Annotated in this window: 16 protein-coding genes and 1 pseudogene; 7 read left to right on the top strand and 10 right to left on the bottom strand. The window is 64.2% G+C overall.

Annotated elements, in window-relative coordinates; translation table 11 throughout:
- Positions 1–2 precede the first annotated feature (2 nt).
- The 4 genes from NFX52_RS06380 to NFX52_RS06365 all read left to right on the top strand — a co-directional run bounded on the left by NFX52_RS06380 (position 3) and on the right by NFX52_RS06365 (position 5,024).
- Positions 3–1,439 carry an efflux transporter outer membrane subunit gene (locus tag NFX52_RS06380; RefSeq protein WP_252635584.1) on the top strand — a complete coding sequence of 479 codons (1,437 nt, stop codon included), beginning with the start codon at positions 3–5 and terminating at the stop codon, positions 1,437–1,439.
- Between the two features lie 107 nt (positions 1,440–1,546).
- Positions 1,547–2,371, top strand: coding sequence for an undecaprenyl-diphosphate phosphatase (locus NFX52_RS06375; RefSeq protein ID WP_055397370.1), 825 nt, complete (start codon positions 1,547–1,549; stop codon positions 2,369–2,371).
- Between the two features lie 10 nt (positions 2,372–2,381).
- Complete coding sequence (locus NFX52_RS06370) at positions 2,382–3,227, top strand: MipA/OmpV family protein (protein ID WP_233573352.1); 846 nt, start codon at positions 2,382–2,384, stop codon at positions 3,225–3,227.
- A gap of 465 nt (positions 3,228–3,692) precedes the next feature.
- Positions 3,693–5,024: a diguanylate cyclase domain-containing protein gene (locus NFX52_RS06365; RefSeq protein WP_055397368.1), complete on the top strand. Its 1,332-nt coding sequence runs from the start codon at positions 3,693–3,695 to the stop codon at positions 5,022–5,024.
- Between the two features lie 213 nt (positions 5,025–5,237).
- On the opposite strand, the gene NFX52_RS06360 is transcribed toward NFX52_RS06365, so the two are convergent.
- From NFX52_RS06360 to NFX52_RS06325, 8 genes and pseudogenes are all read right to left on the bottom strand, one after another.
- A complete protein-coding gene (locus NFX52_RS06360) occupies positions 5,238–6,722 on the bottom strand; it encodes an FAD-binding oxidoreductase (protein ID WP_055397384.1) in 1,485 nt (494 codons plus the stop codon).
- A gap of 118 nt (positions 6,723–6,840) precedes the next feature.
- A complete protein-coding gene (locus tag NFX52_RS06355) occupies positions 6,841–7,839 on the bottom strand; it encodes a diguanylate cyclase (protein WP_238385566.1) in 999 nt (332 codons plus the stop codon).
- 290 nt (positions 7,840–8,129) lie between these two features.
- Positions 8,130–8,543: pseudogene (locus NFX52_RS06350) on the bottom strand (7TMR-DISMED2 domain-containing protein); the annotation flags it as partial.
- A 125-nt stretch (positions 8,544–8,668) separates the two neighbouring features.
- Entirely contained in the window at positions 8,669–10,450 is a 1,782-nt protein-coding gene (locus NFX52_RS06345) for a diguanylate cyclase (protein WP_055397366.1), read from the bottom strand.
- Positions 10,451–10,547: 97 nt separating this feature from the next.
- Positions 10,548–11,939 (bottom strand): oxygenase MpaB family protein, encoded by a 1,392-nt coding sequence (locus NFX52_RS06340; RefSeq protein WP_252635583.1) that lies wholly within the window; start codon positions 11,937–11,939, stop codon positions 10,548–10,550.
- Positions 11,936–12,757, bottom strand: a complete 822-nt coding sequence (locus NFX52_RS06335) for a carotenoid biosynthesis protein (RefSeq protein WP_055397363.1) — start codon at positions 12,755–12,757, stop codon at positions 11,936–11,938. Before NFX52_RS06335 ends, NFX52_RS06340 begins: the two co-directional genes overlap by 4 nt.
- Before the next feature lie 184 nt (positions 12,758–12,941).
- Complete coding sequence (locus NFX52_RS06330) at positions 12,942–13,763, bottom strand: alpha/beta fold hydrolase (protein ID WP_055397361.1); 822 nt, start codon at positions 13,761–13,763, stop codon at positions 12,942–12,944.
- Between the two features lie 42 nt (positions 13,764–13,805).
- Positions 13,806–14,633, bottom strand: coding sequence for a proteasome-type protease (locus NFX52_RS06325; RefSeq protein WP_010459683.1), 828 nt, complete (start codon positions 14,631–14,633; stop codon positions 13,806–13,808).
- Between the two features lie 319 nt (positions 14,634–14,952).
- Between NFX52_RS06325 and NFX52_RS06320 the strand changes: the two genes are divergently transcribed.
- Positions 14,953–16,161: an alpha/beta hydrolase family protein gene (locus tag NFX52_RS06320; protein ID WP_238385565.1), complete on the top strand. Its 1,209-nt coding sequence runs from the start codon at positions 14,953–14,955 to the stop codon at positions 16,159–16,161.
- Positions 16,162–16,223: 62 nt separating this feature from the next.
- On the opposite strand, the gene mutS is transcribed toward NFX52_RS06320, so the two are convergent.
- A complete protein-coding gene (mutS, locus tag NFX52_RS06315; RefSeq protein WP_435301289.1) occupies positions 16,224–18,860 on the bottom strand; it encodes a DNA mismatch repair protein MutS in 2,637 nt (878 codons plus the stop codon).
- Positions 18,861–19,022: 162 nt separating this feature from the next.
- Here mutS and NFX52_RS06310 point away from each other — a divergent pair, with 162 nt between their 5' ends.
- A complete protein-coding gene (locus NFX52_RS06310) occupies positions 19,023–20,552 on the top strand; it encodes a site-specific integrase (RefSeq protein ID WP_252635581.1) in 1,530 nt (509 codons plus the stop codon).
- Entirely contained in the window at positions 20,542–21,198 is a 657-nt protein-coding gene (locus NFX52_RS06305) for a hypothetical protein (protein ID WP_055397352.1), read from the top strand. The genes NFX52_RS06310 and NFX52_RS06305 overlap by 11 nt, the downstream gene beginning before the upstream one ends.
- An 11-nt stretch (positions 21,199–21,209) precedes the next feature.
- Here NFX52_RS06305 and NFX52_RS06300 read toward each other — a convergent pair whose 3' ends face one another.
- A complete protein-coding gene (locus NFX52_RS06300; protein ID WP_055397350.1) occupies positions 21,210–21,503 on the bottom strand; it encodes a hypothetical protein in 294 nt (97 codons plus the stop codon).
- Between the last annotated feature and the right edge of the window lie 242 nt (positions 21,504–21,745).

The following is a 21,745-nucleotide window of genomic DNA, read 5'->3' as shown; positions in this document are numbered from 1 at the left end:
CCATGACCCGTTCCATCATCCCCCTCGCACCGGGTGTACGCGCCGCACGTTGGGCCAGCCTCGGGCTCGCGCTGACGCTGCTGTCTGCCTGCTCCGTCACTCCGCCGTACCAGCGCCCCGAGATGCCAGTGCCGGCCACGTTCAAGGAGGCGGGCGCCACCTGGGCGCCAGCCGCGCCTGCCGACGCGCTGGACCGTGGACCCTGGTGGGAGCTGTTCGGAGACGCCGAGCTGAACCGGCTGGCGGAGCAGGTGCAGCTATCCAACCAGAACATTGCCGCAGCAGTGGCTGCCTATGCCCAGGCGCAGGCAGTGGTGCGGCAGCAGCGCGCGGGGCTGCTGCCTTCCGTCAGCCTGTCGGGCGGTGCCACGCGTTCGGGTGGCGAGGGCGCCAGCCGGTCCGGCACCACGACCCAAGCCTCGTTGGGGGTGGACTGGGCCCCGGACCTGTGGGGGCGGCTCGAAAGCGGCGTCAACAATGCCCAGGCCAGTGCGCAAGCCAGCGAGGCCGACCTTGCATCTGCCCGCCTGTCCGCCGTGGGCAGCCTGGCCTCTGCCTATTTCCAGTTGCGCGAGGCCGATGCGGAAATCGGGCTGCTGCAGGCCACGGTGGAGGGCTACGAGCGCAGCCTGCAGATCGCCAGGAATCGTTATTCCGCCGGAGTGGTGGCCCAGACCGATGTGCTGCAGGCGCAGACCCAACTGGCAAACGCGCGGGCCGACCTGGCCACCGCGCGCCAGAACCGGGCGCGGTTCGAGCACGCGCTGGCGGTGCTGACGGGGCAGGCGCCCTCCGACTTTGTCGTGCCCAGTGCGCCGTGGGTGGCCCAAGTGCCCCAGGTGCCACCAGGCGTCCCCTCAACCCTGCTGCAGCGCCGCCCCGACATCGCGTCGGCAGAGCGGGCCGTGGCCGCTGCCAACGCGCAGATCGGCATCCAGCGCGCGGCGTACTTTCCCAGCCTGAGCCTGGGCGCCACCCTCGGCAGCGGTGGCAGCAGCGTGGCGGATCTGTTCAAGGCGTCGGGCACTGTGTGGTCGCTGGGGCTGTCCATTGCACAGACTGTGTTTGATGCAGGTGCCACCGCTGCCCGCGTGGAGGAGGCGCAGGCTGCACGCGATGCCCGTGTGGCCGTCTACCGCCAGACCGTGCTGACGGCCTTCCAGAGCGTGGAAGACCAGCTCACCGTGCTGCGCACCCTGCGAGAACAGGAGCCCCTGCGGCGCGAGGCCGTATCGGCCGCCGAACGCACGGCGCAGCAGCTGCTCAACCGCTATCGCGAAGGCCAGGTGGGCTACACCGAGGTGGTGACCGCGCAAGTGTCAGCGCTGTCTGCCCAGCGCGCCCTGCTGCAGCTGCAGGTCAACCGCCAGCTGGCCGTGGTGGCGCTGGTGCAGGCGCTGGGGGGCGGGTGGCAGGCGCCGTGGCAGCCCCCCGCCTGAAGGCTGCGCGGGGCTGCTCGGCATATACTCCTGTTTTGATAGCTGCTAGCGCTTGATAGATAAGCGGTAGAGCCTAATTTGATTCAAATTTATCTCAAGGAGTGTGCGTGGACGTTGTATTGCTGGTCAAGGCCGCCATCATGGGCGTGGTCGAAGGCCTGACGGAGTTCCTGCCCATTTCTTCCACCGGGCACCTGATCCTGGCGGGCTCTCTGCTGGGATTTGATGATGCCAAGGCCAAGGTGTTTGACATTGCCATCCAGACCGGTGCCATCTTTGCGGTGATCCTGGTGTATTGGCAGAAGATCCGCGCCACGCTGGTGGCCTTGCCCACGCAGCGGCAAGCGCAGCGGTTTGTACTCAATGTGCTCATCGGGTTTTTGCCCGCTGTGGTGCTGGGCCTGTTGTTTGGCAAAGCCATCAAGGCCCATCTGTTTACCCCTGTGGTGGTGGCCAGCACCTTCATCATTGGGGGCTTCATCATTTTGTGGGCAGAGCGCCGATCTCCTGCGGCCACCCGCATCCAGTCGGTGGATGACATGACGCCGCTGGACGCCCTCAAGGTGGGCCTGGTGCAGTGTCTCGCCATGGTGCCGGGCACCAGCCGCAGCGGCTCCACCATCATCGGGGGCATGCTGCTGGGCCTGTCGCGCAAGGCAGCCACCGATTTTTCGTTCTTTCTGGCCATTCCCACGCTCATTGGCGCGGGGGGGTACAGCCTGTACAAGGAGCGCGCGCTGCTGTCGGTGGCCGATCTGCCCATGTTCATCACCGGGCTGGTCTTTTCTTTCCTGAGCGCCTGGCTGTGTGTGCGCTGGTTGTTGCGCTACATCAGTACCCATAGCTTTGTACCGTTTGCGTACTACCGCATCGTGTTTGGCATCGTTGTTCTGGTGACAGCATGGACTGGATGGGTGCAGTGGGCGGACTGATAATCCACCCATGAGCCGTTTTGCCCCCATTGCACCCCTGGTTTCTTGTGCTTCGTTGCTGGCCTGCCTGTGCTCCTGGCCGGCGGCGCACGCAGCGGATGCGCCTGCAGCCGAAGAGCCGCCCAAACCGTTGTTCAACTACGCGCTGGGCGCCATCGTGGGCTCCAGCCCGGACTACGCGGGCGGTGATGGGCGCAAGAACAGCTTGCGGCCCGCATGGGCCATCGAATATGGACGCTTCAGGCTCAGTACCTCGCGTGGCAGCGCCTTCATGGGGCATGGGCTGGGTCCGCGCGAATCGGGTGCCAGTGCCACGCTGGCGCAGGGAGATCAATTCAACCTGAGCGCCTCGCTGCGCATCGACAAAGGCCGTGACGGTTCGGACGCACCGATCCTGGTGGGGTTGCCCTCGGTCCGGTCCACGCTGCGCGCGCGGGTGAGCGCTGGGTATGCGCTGACGCCACGGTGGTCTGTGGGCGCCGGGCTTTCGCAGGACATTCTGGGGCGCGACGGCGGCGCGCAGTTGTCCACCAGCGTGGGCTATACCTGGCCCGTGACCGAGCAGACCAAAGTCACTTTCGGCGCAGGCGCGAGCTTTGGGGATCGCACCTATCTGCGCGGTCATTTTGGTGTGCCTGCGGGTGGTTCCGGGGCCTTGCCTGCCTTTGATCCGGGCGCAGGCCTGTACAGCGTGGATGCCGGGGTGGAAGTCATGTCGGCCATCAATCGCCACTGGGTGATTCTGGGTGCGGCGCGTGTATCGCAGCTCAAGGGCGACGCCCGCCGCAGCCCGCTCACCGTCGAGCCCACAGGGTATTCCGTGTCCGTCGGCCTGGCATACCGCTGCTGCCGTTAGTCCACTGAAACCGAGAAATCGGCTGTGCGTGAGGGTCTGGCAGGGCCGCCCTCTAGGCGGCGGGCGCAGGCGGGTTGCATACCCGGCGAGCACTGCAACGACGAGGGCGGCCCTGCCAGGCCCTCACCCTTCGGGCCGGGGTGGCAGCAGGCGCATCGTGGCGTTGCGGCTTTGCCAAGGCGTCCAGCCTTGGCAAAGCCCGCGCCTTGCGCTGCACCCGCTGCCACCTCGGCGCACAGCCGATTTCTCGGTTTCAGTGGACTAGCGTGCAACACCGCGCGAGGGCTGGCCTTTGCGAAAGGCCCGGGTTGCCTGCACAGGGGCTCATATCGGCCGAAAGTGATAAGCTGGTGCTGACACACTGTTACCTGTAGCAGGGCGATGCAAAGCGGCCACCGTGAAGGAGGTGCAGCGTTGGATCGCCCCCTCTGTCGATGACCATCTCCCCGCCGGGGCTATCGCCGCATGATGCAAGACGAGCCTGAGTTGTCGCAGCCCCCCACAGCCTTCCATCAGGATTCTTGGTCCAAGGCTGAATTGCTGGATCTGATCACCCGCAGCGCGGGTGCCACCATGGCCGTGATCGACCGCAGTCTGGTCATGATCTATGTCAACGAGGAATACGCCCGCTGGTTCGGCGCCGTGCCCCAGCAGTTGGTGGGGAAAACCCTGGTCGAGGTGTATGGCGAGAGCGACTGCGCCCGATTCATGCCCTTCGTCGAGCGTGTGCTGCAGGGCGAGCGGGTGCAGTACCAGCGCCTTCTGCGCACACCGTATGGCATTGATGAATGGCGCACCATCTGCCTGACCCCCTGGCACAACCGGCAGGGGCTGGTGGACGGCTTCATCACCACGGCGCTCGACGTTCATGAACTGCAGGTCACCATGAATGCGCTGCGCGCTGCCAACCAGCGGCTTTCCTCGCACATGGAAAACAGCCCGCTTGCGGTGCTGGAGATGGACCATAACCTCAGGCTCCTGCACTGTTCGCAGCGCGCTGTGCAGCTCATGGGCTGGCTGCAGGTGGCGGGGCTGGAGGGGCGGTTGCTGACGGAACTTGTGGATCCCTCACTTCAGGACGATGGGCTTCAGAGTGCGCTACAGCGCCTGCAGTCGGGGCAGGAGTCCCAGAACCGCGCGGAGACCTGCTTTGTGCGGGAGGACGGTAGCGAAGTGCATTGCGAGTGGTTCAACTCCGCACTGACCGACGCCCAGGGGCAGGTCACATCGATCATGGCGCTGGTCCAGGATGTCTCGGCCAAGATCCAGATCGCCCGCCAGCAGCACTATTTGGCCAACCACGATTCACTCACGGGCCTGCTCAATCGGGCGGCTTTTCAGAGCCGTCTGGAACAGTCCCTGACGCAGGCGCGATGCAATGCCGGGTCTGTGGCCTTGCTGTTCATCGACCTCGATGGGTTCAAGGGGGTGAACGACGCCGAAGGCCATCGCGCCGGTGATGAAGTGCTGCGCATTGTGGCCCAACGCATTGCCAGCACGGTGCGTGCGGGCGACACCATGGCACGCCTGGGTGGCGACGAATTCCTGGTCATGCTCGACCGCGATGTCACCCGCGACGTGACCGACACCATCGGCCACCGCATCATCGAGGCATTGCACCAGCCCATGGTTGTGGAAGGGCGTGACCTTTTCATCGGCGCCAGCATTGGCGTGGCCGTGTATCCCCCGCTGGAGGGGGATATCGACGCCCTGATGAACCGCGCCGACCAGGCGATGTACTCGGCCAAACGCGCGGGCAAAGGCCGGCTCCATTACGCTGAAACGGCCTCTTCCTGAGCGCAGGGGATGGCCTGCATAACTCCCTGCGGTCGGTGATAGCGCGGGCTCGGGCGGTCCGCTGCGTTGCTTTTCTTGCCAATAGCGGGGCTATTGGCTGCAAAAAGACGCCTTGCGGCCCTTCCCGATCCGCACTACCACTGACTCGCGAGGGTGAGGCAGGACATCCCTGGGGCTCTTGTCCCAGAGGGCTTCTCTCAGGACCTGCATTCCTTATTTCTGTGGCAGCCGGACGCTCTGCTGAAAGTGGAAGAAGTTCCCGGGGTCGTACTGCGCCTTGACCTGCTGAAGTTGCGGGTATGCAGGGCCCCAATAGGCCTGGGCAAAGTCCTGCAGGCTTGCGTCGGGATAATTCTGGTACACGTGGCCGTTCAGGAAGGGTTTGACCAGGTTCATGAACCCATCGAGCCAGGCTTCCATCTGGGCCCGCTCGGTGTCATTGGTCCAGAACACGTCCACCACGAGGTCGGCATCCACATGGCGGTGGATGAAAGCGCTGTCGGCCACCGGATAGCGGTTGATGGCGCCGCCATAGGGTTCCAGATAAGCCAGCGACCAGGGGTTGGGCGAGGTCTTGAAGTAATCGATGATGCGTTGCCAGTCGGCTGTTGACAGCGGCGTGCTGATGTAGCCGCAGGCCTTGGTTTCCGCCACGCCGTCGGGCAGGTTGTCTGGCAAGGTGTAGGGGTGGTCTTCCAGCCAGATGTTCATGTCGGGGTAGGTGCCCGTCTTGTCCACCAGCAGCTGTGCGCTCGGTATCGCCATGAGGCGTGCAATGGCCTTCATGCCCTCATCGCGCGTGCCGCAGAACATGCCTTGCACCATGTAGACCGGCGTACTGTTCTGGTAGCCCAGGTTCATCATGTAGCCCAGGGCATCGGGTGCGCCGGTTTTCATGTAGTGGGCTTGCATCGTCGTCAGGACTTCGGCGGCATGCGCGGCGTCCCAGCTGATGGCCCAGGCCCACACCTGGTCCAGCCGGTGCATGCGGTAGGTGACCTGCAGCAACACACCAAAGTTGCCGCCCGTGCCACCGCGCATGGCCCAGTAGAGCCCCGGGTTCTCCTGCGCGCTGGCCGTGACGATGCTGCCGTTGGCAAGCGCCACCCGGAACGATTCCACCAGATCGCTCTGGATGCCGAAGGCCCGCGACGTATAGCCGTAGCCGCCACCCTGCACGAAGCCCCCCACGCACACGCTGCCGCACGCTCCCGTGGGCACATGCCAGCCGGTGTGGTTCATCGCGCCGTTGAAATGGTCGAAATCGGTGCCCGGCAGCACATGCACGCGCTCGCGGGGTGGGTCCAGCACCACGCCTTTCAGGTCGCTCAGGTCCACCACCATGCCGCTGTTGACGGAGTAGCCTGCCGTGCTATGCCCGCCGCAGCGCACGGCCACCCACAGGTTGTAGGTGCGGGCCACGGCAAGGCATTCGAGCACATCGTGTTCGCAGGCGCAGTAGACGATGATCTCGGGATAAGCCTGAAACGCGGGGTTGGACTCTTGCCGCGCAGCGTTGTAGTCAGGGCTGGACGGCAGCACGATGCGGCCCACCAGCTTGGCCTCCAGCGCAGCCACGGCGTCCCAGGTCAGGGTTGCGCCCGGTGCGTTTGGTGCGGCCTGGCGTGTAGCCAGCGACTGAAAATGCGCAATGCGGGCGTCTTTGGCAATGCGGGCGGGACTTTTGCGATGGGCCATGGTGAACAATCCTTGGGTGGTAACGCGAAGCCCCGTGTTTAACGGAAGCCAGGCCGTTTGACCAGTTCGGAATGGCCCTTGGAGCTCAGCCGCAGGGTGCGGTGTGCACTGGTAGCGCTCAGACCGACGACAGCGCCAGGTCCCCGGTGTTGCGGCGAAGGCAGAATTTCCCTCCTTGCTTGCCGCTGTACATTGCCGCATCCGCCAGCTTCAGCAGGCCCAGTGCGTCGTTGCTGTCGTCTGGTGCAATCGCGTAGCCGATGGTCAATCCCACTTCCACCTGTAGATCGCCCAGAGAGAAAGGGGTGCGAAAAGCTTCCAGCAGTTTGAGCCCCAGCTCCTGGGCTTGCTGGCTGCTGCCAAGGTGGCCCGCCATCACCACAAATTCATCGCCGCCCAGGCGCGCTACCACGTCACTTTGGCGCACATGGCCTTGCAGCCGCCGGGTCACGGCGATCAGCAGTTCATCGCCCACATCGTGGCCGTGCCGGTCGTTGACGGGCTTGAAACCATCGAGGTCCATCACGTACACGGCCAGCAGGCTGTTGGGGCCACTGTGGGGCAGGGCGGAGGCCAGGGCAATGCTCAGGCCACGCCGATTGGGCAAGCCGGTCAAGGGGTCGGTATGGGCCAGCGAGTGCATCGCGTCGCGCTCGCGGTTGGCATCCAGCGCCTCCAGCCGCAATGCCTTGGTGCGCAGGCCCAGCACGCGCATGAAGAGCAGCATGTCCAGCGTTGCACCAAATTGGAAGGAATGCAAAGTCCAGAAATTCACCGGCACCCAGCCGTTGATGACGCCGATGACGATCGCGGTCGCAATGAAGTAGACCAACCAGGCCAGCAGCAGGCTGGTGCCGACCCCATCACCCCGGATCGCACGGCGTGCCGCACCGGGGATGCCCATCAGGGCGGGTACAAGGCCCAGGATGCTCACAATGGCTGCAATGGCGCGGGTGGAGATGGCATCCAGTCCGTATGCCAGTGCAAGGAGCACACACAGTGCCGCTCCACAGCGCATGAAGCGCAGAAAGCGTTTGTTGGAGTCGGGCTCCGACAGGGCCTGTCCGATGAAGAGGAACGAACCACAGGTGGCGAGCAAGGCAGAGAGCCCTCCCATGTGGACTTCATGCCAGAGGCTGTCGCTCCAGAGGAACTGCCGACCCACGCCGAACAGGTCATCGAAAACAGCAGGCTGCCGGATGTGAGCAATGCGTAGTAGATGAACAGGGGCTCGCGCAGGCTCAGCCACTGGCCCACGCTGTACACAAGCAGGCACAGGGCCAGCCCGGTCAATACGCCCTGCAGCATTTGCTCGTTGACCGCCTTGCTGAGCATGGCTGCAGGCTTGTAGAGCGAGATTGGCAGGATCATCGCTCCCCGGGTCTGGATGCGCACCAACAGTTCGTACTGCAACCCGGGCCTCAGATTCAGCGTGAGCGCGTGGGATCGGCTTTGCAATGGACGGTGTGCGTAAGGGTGCAGGCTGCCCAGGGTTGCTTGCTGGACCACATAGCCGCTGGTCGTGAGGTAGACGCCGATGTGGTTCAGGTCGGAGTGGTTGACATCCAGGATCCACTGGGCGTCAGACGTCGAGGCCACTTCGAACGGGATGCGCAGCCAGACTGCATCGGGCCTCACCCCCAACGTGGCGCCCACGCTGGGGGGCGGGGTGAACTTGTCGGACTGCGCCAGTACATCTTCCACTGAAAGCTGAAGGCTGGGATCGCTCAGTAGCGTGACGGCGGGCCATGCATCGGTGGCTCCCCGCTCGTCGTTCAGCAGCAAGGGTGAGCTACCTGCCCACGCCCAGGGGCACACCATCAACACCCAGAGCAAAGCCAGCCAAGGGAGGTGGTGGGGCCGGGGCCGGTTCGGCATGGGGTGACGGCGGGGCATGGTCGGGCTGGTTCAGTATAGGCAAGGCGCCACGGTGCAAGAGGCCTGTTTCATGGCGCAAGCGCCAGTTCGCCACTGTTGCGCAGGATGGAGCTTTTGCCCCCTTGCTTGCCGGCATACATGGCTGCATCTGCAAGACGGATCAACCCATGGGAGTCGTTGCCGTCCAGGGGGGCCAGGGCATAGCCGATGGTCAGTCCCACCTTCAGGTTCAGGTCGCCCAGGGAGAACGGCGCATCGAAAGCGTGCAGCAGGGATCGGCCCAGCTCTTCGGCATGGTGCGGACTTTCGAGATGGCAGGCCATGACGATGAATTCATCCCCGCCCAGCCTTGCTACCAGGTCGGTCTGCTGGCGGACACTGGCTTGCAGCCGCTTGCCCACAGCCACCAGCAGGTCGTCGCCCACATCGTGGCCATGTGAGTCATTGATGGGCTTGAACCCGTCCAGATCGATCAGATACACCGCGACCAGATGGCTTGGTGAGCTGGAAGACAGCGCAAGTTGCAGCGCATGCTGCAGCCCACGCCGGTTGCTCAGACCTGTCAGTGGGTCGCTGTGCGCCAGCGAATGCATGATGTCGCGCTCGCGCAGCGCCTCCTGTGCTTTCATCCGCATGGCTTTGGCACGCAGCCCCATGACGCGCAAGAACAGCAGCATGTCCAGCGTGGCGCCGAACTGGAATGAGTGCAGCGTCCAGAAGTTCGCGGGCACCCAGCCCTGCACCAGGCACACCATGAGTGCGGCAGCCACACCGTAGGCAATCCAGGCCGCCAGCAGGGTGGTGCCGATGGGGTCTTTTTGCCGCACCCGCGTGATGGCAGCAGGCACGCTGATGAGAGAAGGCAGGGGGCCTACCAGACTCATGAAGGCGATGGCGATGGCGATGCTCAGCCAGCCCAGCGTGACGGCAACGCAGACCACTGCTGTGATCGCTGCACCTGCGCGCATGGCGCGTGCGTACCGGCTTTGCGGGTTGTCTGCCAGTGCGGCACTCAGGAACAGGAACGAGCCTGCCAGGGCAATCAGCCCTGCGGCCAGTCCTGCATACCGGCTCATCCACAGATTGCCCGGCCATAAAAACTGGTCGCCAATGCCGAAGAACTGCAGCGAAAAACCCGCGCTGCCCAGCACCACCAGTGCATAAAAGCCGAACAAGTGCTCGCGCTGCGTGAACCACTGGATCAGGCTGTACGCCAGCAGGCACAACGCCAGCCCGTTGAGCAGACCCTGCAACATCTGCTCGCGCAGGGCCTGGTGCATCTGGTAGGGCATTTCGCCGACCGTGATGGGCAGGATCAGTGGTCCGGTGGCTTGCACCCGTATCAGCAGGTCGTAAGCCTGTCCGGCCTGCAGGTCGAATGCCATCGCTGGCGTGCGGCTGGATAGCTGCATCTGATCACGCTGGCTGGTACGAATCTGCTGGAGCACCCGGCCGCCACGGACCAGGTAAATCTCGGCCTGCAGCGAGCTGTAGCCGATATCCACCATCCAGGGGGCGCGCGGTGTCTTGGGCGCGACGATGGGAATGTGCAGCCACATGGCTGCCTTGTGCACACCCAGCGAGCCACCGCGCCGGGCAGGCGCCTCGAACTCATCCAGGCGTTCCAGCATGTCCTGCACCGAAAGCTGGTACGTGGGATCGGCCTTGAGCGTGATGGCTTCCCAGGCATTCATCTGTGGCCGATCCTGCGTCAGCATCAGAGGCGCGTTCGCCTGCACGCCCGCAGGCAGAGCCATGATGACGAACAGCCAAAGCAGGCTGGACGCCACGCCGCAGCGCGCACGACCAAGCCGGGTGATCGTCAGGAGGGCGCAGACCAGCGGGGACATTGGCGTGGGAACAACGGCTATGTGGGTTGCTGCGCCTGGGCGGGGTGTGCGGCAGGGGCCTGGGCGGCCAGGCCCGCGCTCCAGCTGCCGTGCGTCGTCAGCCGGTCTTCGATCCGGTTGATCCAGCCCGGCGCGTGGGGGTCATCGCTCCAGCTGTGCACCACCTCGTCCACCTGGTTGAGCAACTCGGTGGGCAGTTGGAGGGGCGGGTCTGGCTCATCAGCACGCGGCTCATGAAGTGGTAGCCCAGGATGCGCGTGAGTGTCCTCACGATCGAGAACCGGGGCAGCACCAGGCGCAGCACGGTGTCGATGGCACGGGCGAGCAGCAACACCCCCCAGAACAGCAGCGCCGATGGCCACGGCACAGGCTGGGTCAGGCCCAGGTCGCTGGCCGTGTCGCGCCCGCACAGGTAGCGGGTCATGAGTTCGGGAAAGGGTTTCACAATGTTCCAGGGCAGCGAGTTCTCCATGGTCTGCATCAAGGCCCGGCCCAGGGCAGGGCGGGGGTCCGGTGTGACGGGTTCGGCGCGGCCCCGGGCCTGCATGCGCGCCATCAGGGCCTGGCCCTGGTCCATGGTGTCCACCATCAAGGCCCGGTCGATGCCCAGGATGTGGCCCACCACGTTCCAGGCGTGCAGGTAGGCCTCTTCGTCGGCCGTGCGCAACCTCAGCCCCAAGCGGCGCAAGCTGCGCAAAAACACATAGCCAAACGTTAGCAAGGTGTAGGCCAGCTCTTCCTGGTTGCAGGGCAGTCCATCGCCTTTCAGGTTCCAGCCGCGGGCGTACAGCGTCTGGAACATGGCCTGACGCCCGCCCCCGCTGGGCAGGGCTTGTGGTGCCACCTGCCCGCTGCCCCCGGCCAGCAGCTGTTTGACGGCACTTTGCGGGCTGCCGTGCAGGATCAGGTTGCGGATGGTGGCGTGGATCAGCCGCACCTTGAGCACCTGCGCCACGCCCGCGCCGCGCTGGCTGAGGCCACCGTGCAGCATCACGGGGAAGATCATCGCGGCCGTGGACCGGATGCGGTACTCGGCGTTCTGCTCCAGCTGGCCCGAGGTGTGCAGCACGCTGGAGAGGTCGGGGATCACATAACACTCGGGCAGGCTGGCGCAAAACAGCAGGATGCACGACAGCGCCCCATGCTCCATGAACAGCTTCTCGGCACGCTCGATCTTTTTCGCATCGGCCCAGGACGGCAGCGCTTGCGCGGTCTGCACGTAGTGGTTCAGCGCCCGGGCCATGGCAGCGTCCACCCCGTCGCCCTGGGCGGTCCAGCCCACCAGACTCTGGTTGTCCGTCCACTCGCCGAACAGGCGGTTCACGGTGTCGATGCGCGCCCATTGCGGCGCATCCACCGCGACGTCCCCTGCGGGCCAGTCGCCCAGGATGTCGGCGATGGTCTGGTCGGCCAGGGGGTCGGCGTGGTGCTGCATACCCGCCAGTTCGGCGTCCGAGATGGTGTTGGAGTGTGACGTGTTCTGGTTCATACGCTGGCCTTTGCGGGGGCTGCCCAGCGCTGGTACCCGGCCAGCGCGCACAACAAGGGGATGCCCATCGCAAACGGCGCAATGGAGCGGATTTCCACCGGATTGCCCAGGATCATCTGAAACACCATATTGCTCCCATACAGTGCCAGCGGAACCAGGGCATGGTGGCGCAAGAACGGGCTGGATGGCTGCAGGGCCTGTTTGCGAACCGACATGCGGAAACCGAAGATGATGACGAAGGACACGAACACCCAGCCAAAAAACCCCTGCACCGTCTCCCCAAACCATGCGCCATCGGTCTTGGTCATGATCCAGGCCTTGAGGGTGTACACCATGTAAGGGTCGGCGCCCAGATCAAACGCCGTGACGATCATCGCTGCCAGAAATGACAGCATGGCGGCATTGCCCAGGCCCCGCGCGCCGTCCACCGCGCTTTGCCAGACGATGAGGTTGCAGATCACATACCCCGCATAGGTCAGCGAAAACCACATCAGCGGGATGACCAGGGGCACGTCCCCCAGACGGGGACCCAGCACGTCGGTGTAGGTGTACTGGCCAAAGAACCAGCCGCGCGAGGAGCCCATCTGCTCGGCAAACCAGCCAAAACTCACGGCAATCAGCACAAACTGCAGCGCTGGCCGCGCGCCCAGCAAATGGGTGGCACTGGCCCAGCAGCAGGCAAACATCACGACCGAGGCAATCACCAGGGCAATGGTGGTGTCGTTGTGGGTGCGGACTGCGAGGATGACCAGATAGACGGCCAGCAGCACATAGCTGAGCACAGGCAATCGCGAGGCAAAGTGAGGCAGGGTGGGCATGGGGGTGTATCACACTGTAACAACTCCCCCAGTGTAGGGGATTGCTCCACTCCGGGCGAACCTTGTTTGCCCTGATCGAAGGCCGTCTTGGCGGGGCTTTTCGGCGCTATTCGGGGCATTGCAGGAGGTATTGGGTGCTATGCCGCCCCAAACCCCGCAGCCCCCCAACACTGCGGGTGGGTCGTCAGTGCTTGACCGGGTTCAGCGCCGCCAGATTGAGCAGCGCCGCCTCAATGGCCGCCGCCGTGGCCACGGGCTGCTCCATCGGAAACAGATGGCTGCCGTCCAGCATCATGGTGCGGCCTTTGGTGATGCGCAGTGTCATGGCCATGCCCACCTGCCGCATCTCGTCCGAATCGCGCCCGCCGATGAAGGCGGCCGGGCACTGCAGGGGGTGGGTGCTGAGCAGCCGTCCCAGGTTGTGCGGCAGCGTGTTGTAGATGGCGGTTTCCACCGCGCGGTCAAAGCCCAGCACGCGCTTGCCATCGTGGTCCACCAGGCCGTGGGTGATGTAGTCGCCCAGCACTTCGGGGTCCCAGTGCGCAAAGGCCTTTTTCTTGCGAAAGTGTTCCAGCGCCTCTTCGTTGCTGGCCCAGCTGAAGCGCCGTTGTCGGCTGACCTTGCCCGGCGAGATGGAGCCCACGACCTGCGTGCGCTTGGCCACATCGACCGCGTTGGCCTTCCATCCGCCCAGCAGGGGCGAATCGATCAACAGCACACCGCGCACCAGGTGGGGGTGGCGGGCGGCGGCCATCACGCTCAGAAAACCGCCCAGCGAATGCCCCACCAGAAATACAGGCTGGCCCAGGCGCTCCACCTGCGGCGTGGCGAAGTCTGCCAGCTGCTGCACCAGATGGGGCCAGTTGTTGGTCACCGGGTACTTGGGGTCGTGGCCGTAGCGTTCCACCGCGCTGACCTCAATCCCCCGGGCCTTGAGGTGCTGGAAGAGCACGCGGTACGTGCTGGCCGGGAAGCTGTTGGCGTGCGAGAAAACGATGGGGAGCATGGGGATACCGGCGGGGCAGGGCGAACCCCGCCGTCAGAGAAATCAGATGAGCTTGTCGGTGTGGTTGGTGATCTTCTTGAGCGGCTTGCTGCGGGCCGGGTTCACCATGATGGGCACGGTGGTGGCGCCACCCCCCCAGGCCGGGTCTTCGATGCTGTCGAACACCTGGCGCAGCTTCTGGCCCCAGCTGTCGTGCAGCATGCGGAAGTAGGGGTTGTTCTCGTCGATGCAGACCACCTTGGAGGTCGAGAAGCTGTCGGCCTCGTACACCACCAGGTCCAGCGGCAGGCCCACCGACAGGTTGGACTTGAGCGTGCTGTCCATGGACACCAGCGCGCACTTGGCGGCTTCGTCCAGCGGGGTTTCGGGGGTGAGCACCCGGTCGAGCACGGGCTTGCCGTATTTGGATTCGCCGACCTGGAAGTACGGTGTCTCGGACGTGGCCTCGATGAAGTTGCCGGCCGAATACACCTGGAACAGGCGCATGCCTTCACCCTTGATCTGGCCGCCGAACACCATGGACACATTGAAGTCCACGCCCGAGCGCTTGAGCGCTGCGCCGTCGCGTTCGTGCACATGGCGCACCGCAGCACCGAGCACGCGGGCCGCGTCGAACATGCTCTTGGCGTTCCAGATCGAGATCGTCTCGCCCGAGTCACCGTCCTTGAGCTGCTCGGTCTGCAGGATTTCGCGCACCGACTGTGAAATGGACAGGTTGCCTGCCGACAGCAGCACCATGAAGCGGTCGCCCGCCTTCTCGTAGACCATCATCTTGCGGAAAGAGCTGATCTGGTCCAGGCCGGCATTGGTGCGCGAATCGGACAGGAAAACCAGCCCGGCGTTGAGTTTGATGGCGACGCAATACGTCATGGAAGAAGTGGGGTCGTTGTAAGAGGGGAACCCGCGAGTTTAGTCCGGCGTGGGAAGGCACCCTTGGGCAGAGTGCGGGCCAGTAATCGCGTGTGCCGTAGTCGGTATCCTGTATTGATAGCAACCAACGCTTGGTGGATAAGCGCTGGAGGCCATTTTTACTCAAGAATTGGAAGGTCCCGCCCTTTTGCGTTCACCCGAAGTTCCGGCGGCAGCCAAGGCAACTGCCGCCCCGGGGGTAAAGGGCTATTGCTTACGGGCCAGGCAGTGTGTGCCCGTCGCTCCTATCATCCGCCGCTTCACCTGGAGGGGCCTTGCCGTGTTGAACCCACTGATTTTGTCTGTAACCCGCCGCGCCTGCGCGCTGGCCTTGGCGGCATTGCTGGCGGCCTGTGGCGGGGGCAGCGCGCAAGACCCCGGCGATGGCGGCAACACTCCGGAGCCACCTCCCGCACCGGCGCGTTCCGGCCAGCTTGAATCCGCCGCCTTGCTTGGCACCGTGCCGGCCGCTGATATCGCTGCAGCGCTGGCCGCCAAGGAGTCGCTGGCCCAGGACGTGGTGCCGCGCTACAGCGTCACTGCTTACCGGATCGAGTACCTCACCACCGATGCCGACGGCAAAGAGGTGCGCGCCTCGGGGCTGGTCAGCGTTCCGCAAAAGCCAGCGGGCGCCAAAAGCCCGGTGCTCAGTTACCAGCATGGCACCCTCTTTCGCGATGCCGAGGCGCCCAGCAACAACGCGGTGGCGTCCGAGGTGGCGGTGGTGCTCGCGTCACTGGGCTATATCGTGCTGGCGCCCGACTACGTGGGCTTTGGCGCTTCCAAGGGCACGCCCCATCCCTACCTGCTGGCGGCGCCGTCCGCAGCCGCCACGGTGGATTTTCTGACCGCCACCCGCACCTGGCGCAGCCAGGCCAACGTGGCGGACAACGGGCAGCTCTTTCTGACCGGCTATTCCGAAGGCGGCTACGTCACCATGGCAACACACCGCGCGCTGCAAGCAAGCGCTTCGCCCCACCTGCAACAGCTGCGCATGGTGGTGCCGGGCGCGGGGCCTTACAACGTGCAGACCACCATGGATGGCCTGGTGGACCTGGTGCGGCAAGAACAGCCGGTGATCGGCGCGCTCATCAACCCGGGCTTCCTGCGTTACCTGGGCGGCAGCGTGCAGCGTGAGGTGCGCCGCCTGCTGCTGCGCGCGCTGATCCCGGGCGATGCCGATGTGGCCTACGACACACGTTTCATCGACCACTTCCTGGCCGACGACGTGTTGGCCGTGGCCAGCGCCAGCAACGTCTACGACTGGAAACCCAATGTGCCAATGCGCCTGTACCACGGCCGCGATGACCGCACCGTGCCCTACGCCAGCTCGGTCAGCACCGTGCGCGCGATGCAAAGTCGCGGCGCGGGCGATCTGGTCAGCCTGACTGAATGCCGCGCACAACCGGTGGCCGGGCACCTGCCCTGTGTGCCGCCGTTCATCACCTTCATGCTGGGGCAGCTGGCGCCGGTGGCGCAGGATCTTTAAGCCGGGCAGGTGGCGGGGCTCGCCTTGGTGGGGAGTGCTACCCGCTGGGTTGCGTGACTGCGTCAGCCCGCCATCTTCTTGAGCTGGTACAGCGCATCCAGCGCCTCGCGCGGGCTCAGCGCATCGGGGTTGATGCCTGCCAGCGCAGCTTCCAGCGGGCTGGCGCCCGCACTCTCAGGCACCTCGGGCGCAGCGAACAGGTCCACCTGCAATTCATCTTCGCCCGCCCGCTCTTCCAGCGCCGCCAGCGCATGCCTTGCATGGTGCAGCACGGGCGAGGGCATGCCCGCCAGCTTGGCCACCTGAATGCCGTAACTGCGGCTGGCCGGGCCGGGCTGGATCTCGTGCAGGAACACGATGTCGGTGCCGCTCTCGGTGGCGCTCACATGCATGTTGATGGCATGGCGCGCCTTGGCGGGCAGCTCGGTCAGCTCGAAATAGTGCGTGGCAAACAGCGTGAAGGCACGGGTCTTGTCGTGCAGGTGCGTGGCAATGCCGCTGGCCAGCGCCAGGCCGTCGAACGTGCTGGTGCCCCGGCCGATCTCGTCCATCAGCACCAGGCTGTGGGGCGTGGCGGCGTGCAATATCTGCGCGGCCTCGGTCATCTCCAGCATGAAGGTCGATTGCGCGTTGGCCAGGTCGTCCGCCGCACCGATGCGGGTGTGGATGGCGTCGATGGGGCCCAGGCGGCAGCTCGCGGCGGGCACGTGGCTGCCCATGCTGGCCAGCAGCACGATGAGCGCGACCTGGCGCATGTAGGTCGATTTACCGCCCATGTTGGGGCCGGTGATGACCTGCATGCGCGTGTTGGCGTTCAGGCGCGTGTTGGCGTTCAGGCGCGTGTGGTTGGCGATGAAGCTGCCGCTGGAGGTCTCGGCCAGACGGGCTTCGACCACGGGGTGGCGGCCGCCTTCGATCTCGATGCAGGGTTCGGGCACAAACTGCGGCGCGCACCAGTTCAGCGTGAGCGAGCGTTCGGCGAGTGTGCACAAAACGTCCAGCGTGGCCAGCGCCTGGGCCAGGCGGGTGAGGGCGGGCACGTGGGGCTGCAGCTGGTCCAGGATTTGCTCGTACAGCCACTTCTCGCGGGCCAGCGCACGCTCGTTCGCCGACAGGGCCTTGTCCTCGAAGGTTTTCAGCTCGGGCGTGATGAAACGCTCGGCGTTTTTCAGCGTCTGGCGGCGGCGGTAGTCGTCGGGCACGCGGTCGAGGTGGCTGCCGGTCACTTCAATATAGAAGCCGTGCACCTTGTTGAACTGCACACGCAGGTTGGGGATGCCGGTGCGGGCTTTCTCGCGGGTTTCCAGGTCCAGCAGAAAGGCGTCGCAGTTGGTCTGGATGGCGCGCAGCTCGTCCAGCTCGGTGTCGAAGCCGTTGGCGATCACGCCACCGTCGCGCACCAGGGCGGCGGGCTCTTCGGCGATGGCGGCCTGCAGCAGGCCGGTGCAGCCCTCGGGCGGCTGCAGATGGCCGAAGATTTGAATCAAATAGGGCTCTAGCGCTTGTCCATTCAGCGCGAGCAGCTCTGCTTTTTGCAGCGTTTTGCCCAGGCCCACCAATTCGCGCGGGCGCACCTGGCGCAAGGCGATGCGGGCGGTGATGCGCTCCACATCGCTCACCCCTTTGAGTTCGCCGCGCAGCAAGGCCCAGGGGCCGCTGCCGCCACCGGCGCCGCCCGCACCGCGCAGCGCGGTGGTGGCCGAAAGGCGCTGGCGCGCCTCGGCGCGGTCGCGGCGCGGCTCCAACAGCCAGGTCTTGAGCAGGCGGCTGCCCATGCCGGTCATGCAGGTGTCCAGCAGCGAAAACAGCGTGGGCGCATCGTCGCCGCGCAGGGTTTTGACGAGTTCCAGGTTGCGGCGCGTGGTGGCGGGCAGGTCGATGAGGTCGTCGTTGCGCTGCACCTGCACGCTGTGCACGTGGGTGAGCGTGCGGCCCTGTGTGTGTTCGGCATACGTGAGCAGCCCGGCGGCGGCGGCGTGGGCCTCGCCCAGGTCTTGCGCGCCCCAGGCCTGCAGGCTGGCGGCGCCCAGATTTTCAAGCAGCTTGCGTTCGCCCAAGGCGCTGTCGAATTGCCAGTCGGGGCGGGGGCTCATGGGGCAGGTGAAGGCGCCGCCCTGGCGCAGCATCTGCAGTTGTTGCTCGAAGCGCTCTGTCACGCCCGCGCTGTAGATCAGCTCGCTGGGCGCCACGCGCGCCAGCCAGGCGCCCAGTTCGTCCTGCGCACACTCGGCCAGGAAGACGCGGCCCTGCGTCACGCTGAGCCAGGCCAATCCACAGCGCGCACGCGGCGCCTGGTGCACGGCCATCAGCAGCGATTCGGATTTGTCGGACAGCAGCTCCGTGTCGGTCAGCGTGCCGGGCGTGACCACGCGCACCACCTTGCGCTCCACCGGGCCCTTGCTGGCGCCCACCTCGCCCACCTGCTCGGCAATGGCTACCGACTCGCCCATCTTGATGAGGCGCGCCAGGTAGTTCTCCAGTGCATGGAAGGGCACACCGGCCATCACCACCGGCTGGCCGCCCGACTGGCCGCGCTGCGTGAGCGTGATGTCGAGCAACCGCGCGGCCTTCTCGGCGTCTTGCCAGAAGACCTCGTAGAAGTCGCCCATGCGGTAGAACAGAAGCGTCTCGGGATACCCGGCCTTGAGGGCCAGGTATTGCTGCATCATGGGGGTGTGATTTGGGGAGTCATTCTCCATGGCTTGTGTTTGTACGTAAGCTGTTGAATTTTCTATATTTTTTGTCACTACTCAGCTTTCTTGTCTTGCCATGAATCGCATAGAACCACACAGAACCGCCATTTTTGCGTAGCAAGAATGTAGCAAAATAGAGACCCGCATCACGCAATTTAGGGTGGGTATATGCGCTTCATCTTCACACGCGACAACCTCAAAAAGCTGGCCCCGTCCGTGCGCCCTGTGGTGGAAAACGGCAGGATGGTCGGCCTAACTGACGTTGACGAGCCCAAGGCTTACATTGTCTCCGACAGTGCGCCCAACACGCCGCCAGGCCTGTGCTTGTATGTGGGGACGAAGCGCAAGACCTTCTACCTCCAAGTCCGCGTGGGGGGGAGGGTCACGAAGGTGGCCTTGGGTGACTATCCCCGGCTGAATGTGAACACCGACGACCCCCTCACTGATGTCCGACAGATTGCTGGGGATGTGCGTTTCTCGATGAAGCGGGGTGAAGACATTCAGGAACTCCGTGCCGAAGAGCGGGGAATTGTGGCCACCACCCTGGGCCACGTCATGGCGAATTATTTGGAGCAGTACAAGAAGGGGAAAGACCCCCGGCCCAATTCCGTGAAAGCCATAGAGGCGGCCATCCGGCGACTGAAACCGTGGCTTGGAAAGTCACTGCGCACGATCGGCGTGAAGTCTGTTCAAGAAATCTGGCAACGCATTGCCAAGGAGCGGGGACATCGCACCGCAGCAGAACAGACCTTGATGTGGTGCCGCGCTGCGTTTAACGTGCACATCGAAGACCAGCAGGCTAACCGAAACCGGGCATCCTTCGATGGCGAGCTGTTGGTCAACCCGTTCAACATTGCCCGCAGACACATGCGCACGCGCGCAGAGTTAGAAGCTGAGTACGAAGACCGGAAAGTCCGCAACCCCCTGGAAAACACTCCCGAGAAGCTCGGAACATGGCTTGATGCGCTCTGGGCAAAGCGCCAGCGCAACCGCGATGCGGTGGACTACATGCTGCTGACGTTGTTACTGGGTGCACGCAAGAGTGAAACGGCCAAGCTGGTTTGGCGTGATCAGCTTTTGGCGGAGGGCATGGACGAGACGGAATTCAGCGTGCTGTCCCTACCCGAGGGGGTGGAATGCGGCCAAGTTACTCTCAGGGGAACGAAGTCTGGCACCACCCACAGTGTTCCCCTTGGACGTTTTGCCACTTGGCTGATGAGATTGCGCCAGCAAGAGCAGCCGAACCAGCTCTACGTTTTCCCCGCGTCGTCCAAAAACCCGAAAACCGAGTCTGCCCACTACAACAGCCCTCGTGAGTTCGTCGCATCCCTTCGGTCAACGCTAGAAAAAAAGAGCATGCAGGTGGCTTGGAGTGACTACGCCGCAAGCCGGGGTGCGGAGATTGCCGCGTCAGTAGAAGCCCAAGAGGAGTTTGAGCGGAGATACCGACCCCAGTGGGTGTTCACCATGCACGATCTCAGACGGACCTTTTGCACCGTCGCCGTGAATATCGAGGGCATGCCTTATGCTGTTGTCCAGCAGCTCATGAATCACGGGCAAATGGGCAACGTGACCGCGCGATACGGTAAGCCCAGTCAGGACACCCTGCGCCGATACATGCAGAAGCTAGAAGACGACATACTCCGGCATGCCACAGTGCTGCCGAGACTTGACGGGGAGGCAGTCAGTGAGCATTGAGGAATTGGATGCGGGGCAAAACGCTCTGTTGGCCGAGGTTATGGCGCTTTCGCCGGAAGTGCGGCGGGTCAAGTTGCTCTCAGCCGCAAAAGCCGCGCTGATGCTCGATATGTCTGTGAGCACGCTTGAAAAGAGGCGCAAGCAGTCGAAGCCGCCGCCACCAGCACCCAACTGGGCTGGCGGTAAAAAGGGCGAAGAGGTGAAGTACCTGGCGAGCACCCTGGTGGAGTACATCGCGGGAGAGCCGATCAGCCAACCCAATCCGTACCCGTCCATGGAGCACCTGCCGATTGCCAAGAACGCAGCTGCCTCACGCAAAAACGGCCTGGGCATCCTCGGTATCAGGCGCCATCTAATGAAGTTCGGCTCCGTGACGGAAGTCGCTGATGACGATGCTGTCTGGCCGTTCTTTGTGGAGCAGCAAGGGTTGGTCATTGCACCTTGCTGGGAAAACGTCCAAACCACTGCGGAAATGTTCATGGATGACCGCATTGAAGTGGTTTGGATGGATTGGGTGGCCGCTCTCGCAGGCGTTTGGGTCGATGAAGCCGCGCGAGGCCACTGGTTGACGGTTGCCGAGGAAGAGTCTCCTGGCCTGTGTCAACGCGTGGACGAGTCCAGGCGTGCAAAGCTCCTGGCTCTCTGACAGGTTGCTCCTCAATCCCCCATGAGGCCAGCGGGTATGTCGTGGTCTACCGGTGCAATAAGTGGCACCCCGTCCAGTGCCATGCGAACCCTGGCAGCCACCAATTCCGGAAGCATTGTCTCGATGAGTTGCTGCAAGTCCGGCAACAGTGTCTGAGCTTTGGAAACGAGGTTCGGAAACCTGCGATACGCCTCAACACCCTCTGGGGTCGCAAACGCTTCCAGCGCGGTGCGCGCTGAAATCAGAGGCTTGTGCAGCAGCAGGTAGTCATGGCGAATTCGGGGGGAGGGTGCGCTGCTTGACATGTTAGTTGCGGTTGAAAAGTCGTTGTGCGTCCATTCTCGGCGGATTCCGATGCCACAGAACCACGAACATGGCCAACCTGTTTTTGTCGTGAGTTGGAGGCTCGCTGGCGGAGTGCATCCTGGCACGCCCGAATGGCGCGTTCTGCCTGCTAGACTGACCCGCCGATCAGGCGCTTGGGGGAGTGCATTGGGTTTGTGCCTTGTTCGTCCCGACCCAGGAGTCAGTGCCTGATGTAACCACC

This window comes from Acidovorax facilis, from assembly GCF_023913775.1.
Lineage (GTDB): Bacteria > Pseudomonadota > Gammaproteobacteria > Burkholderiales > Burkholderiaceae_C > Acidovorax > Acidovorax facilis.
This window is presented reverse-complemented; position numbering and strand designations above follow the sequence as displayed.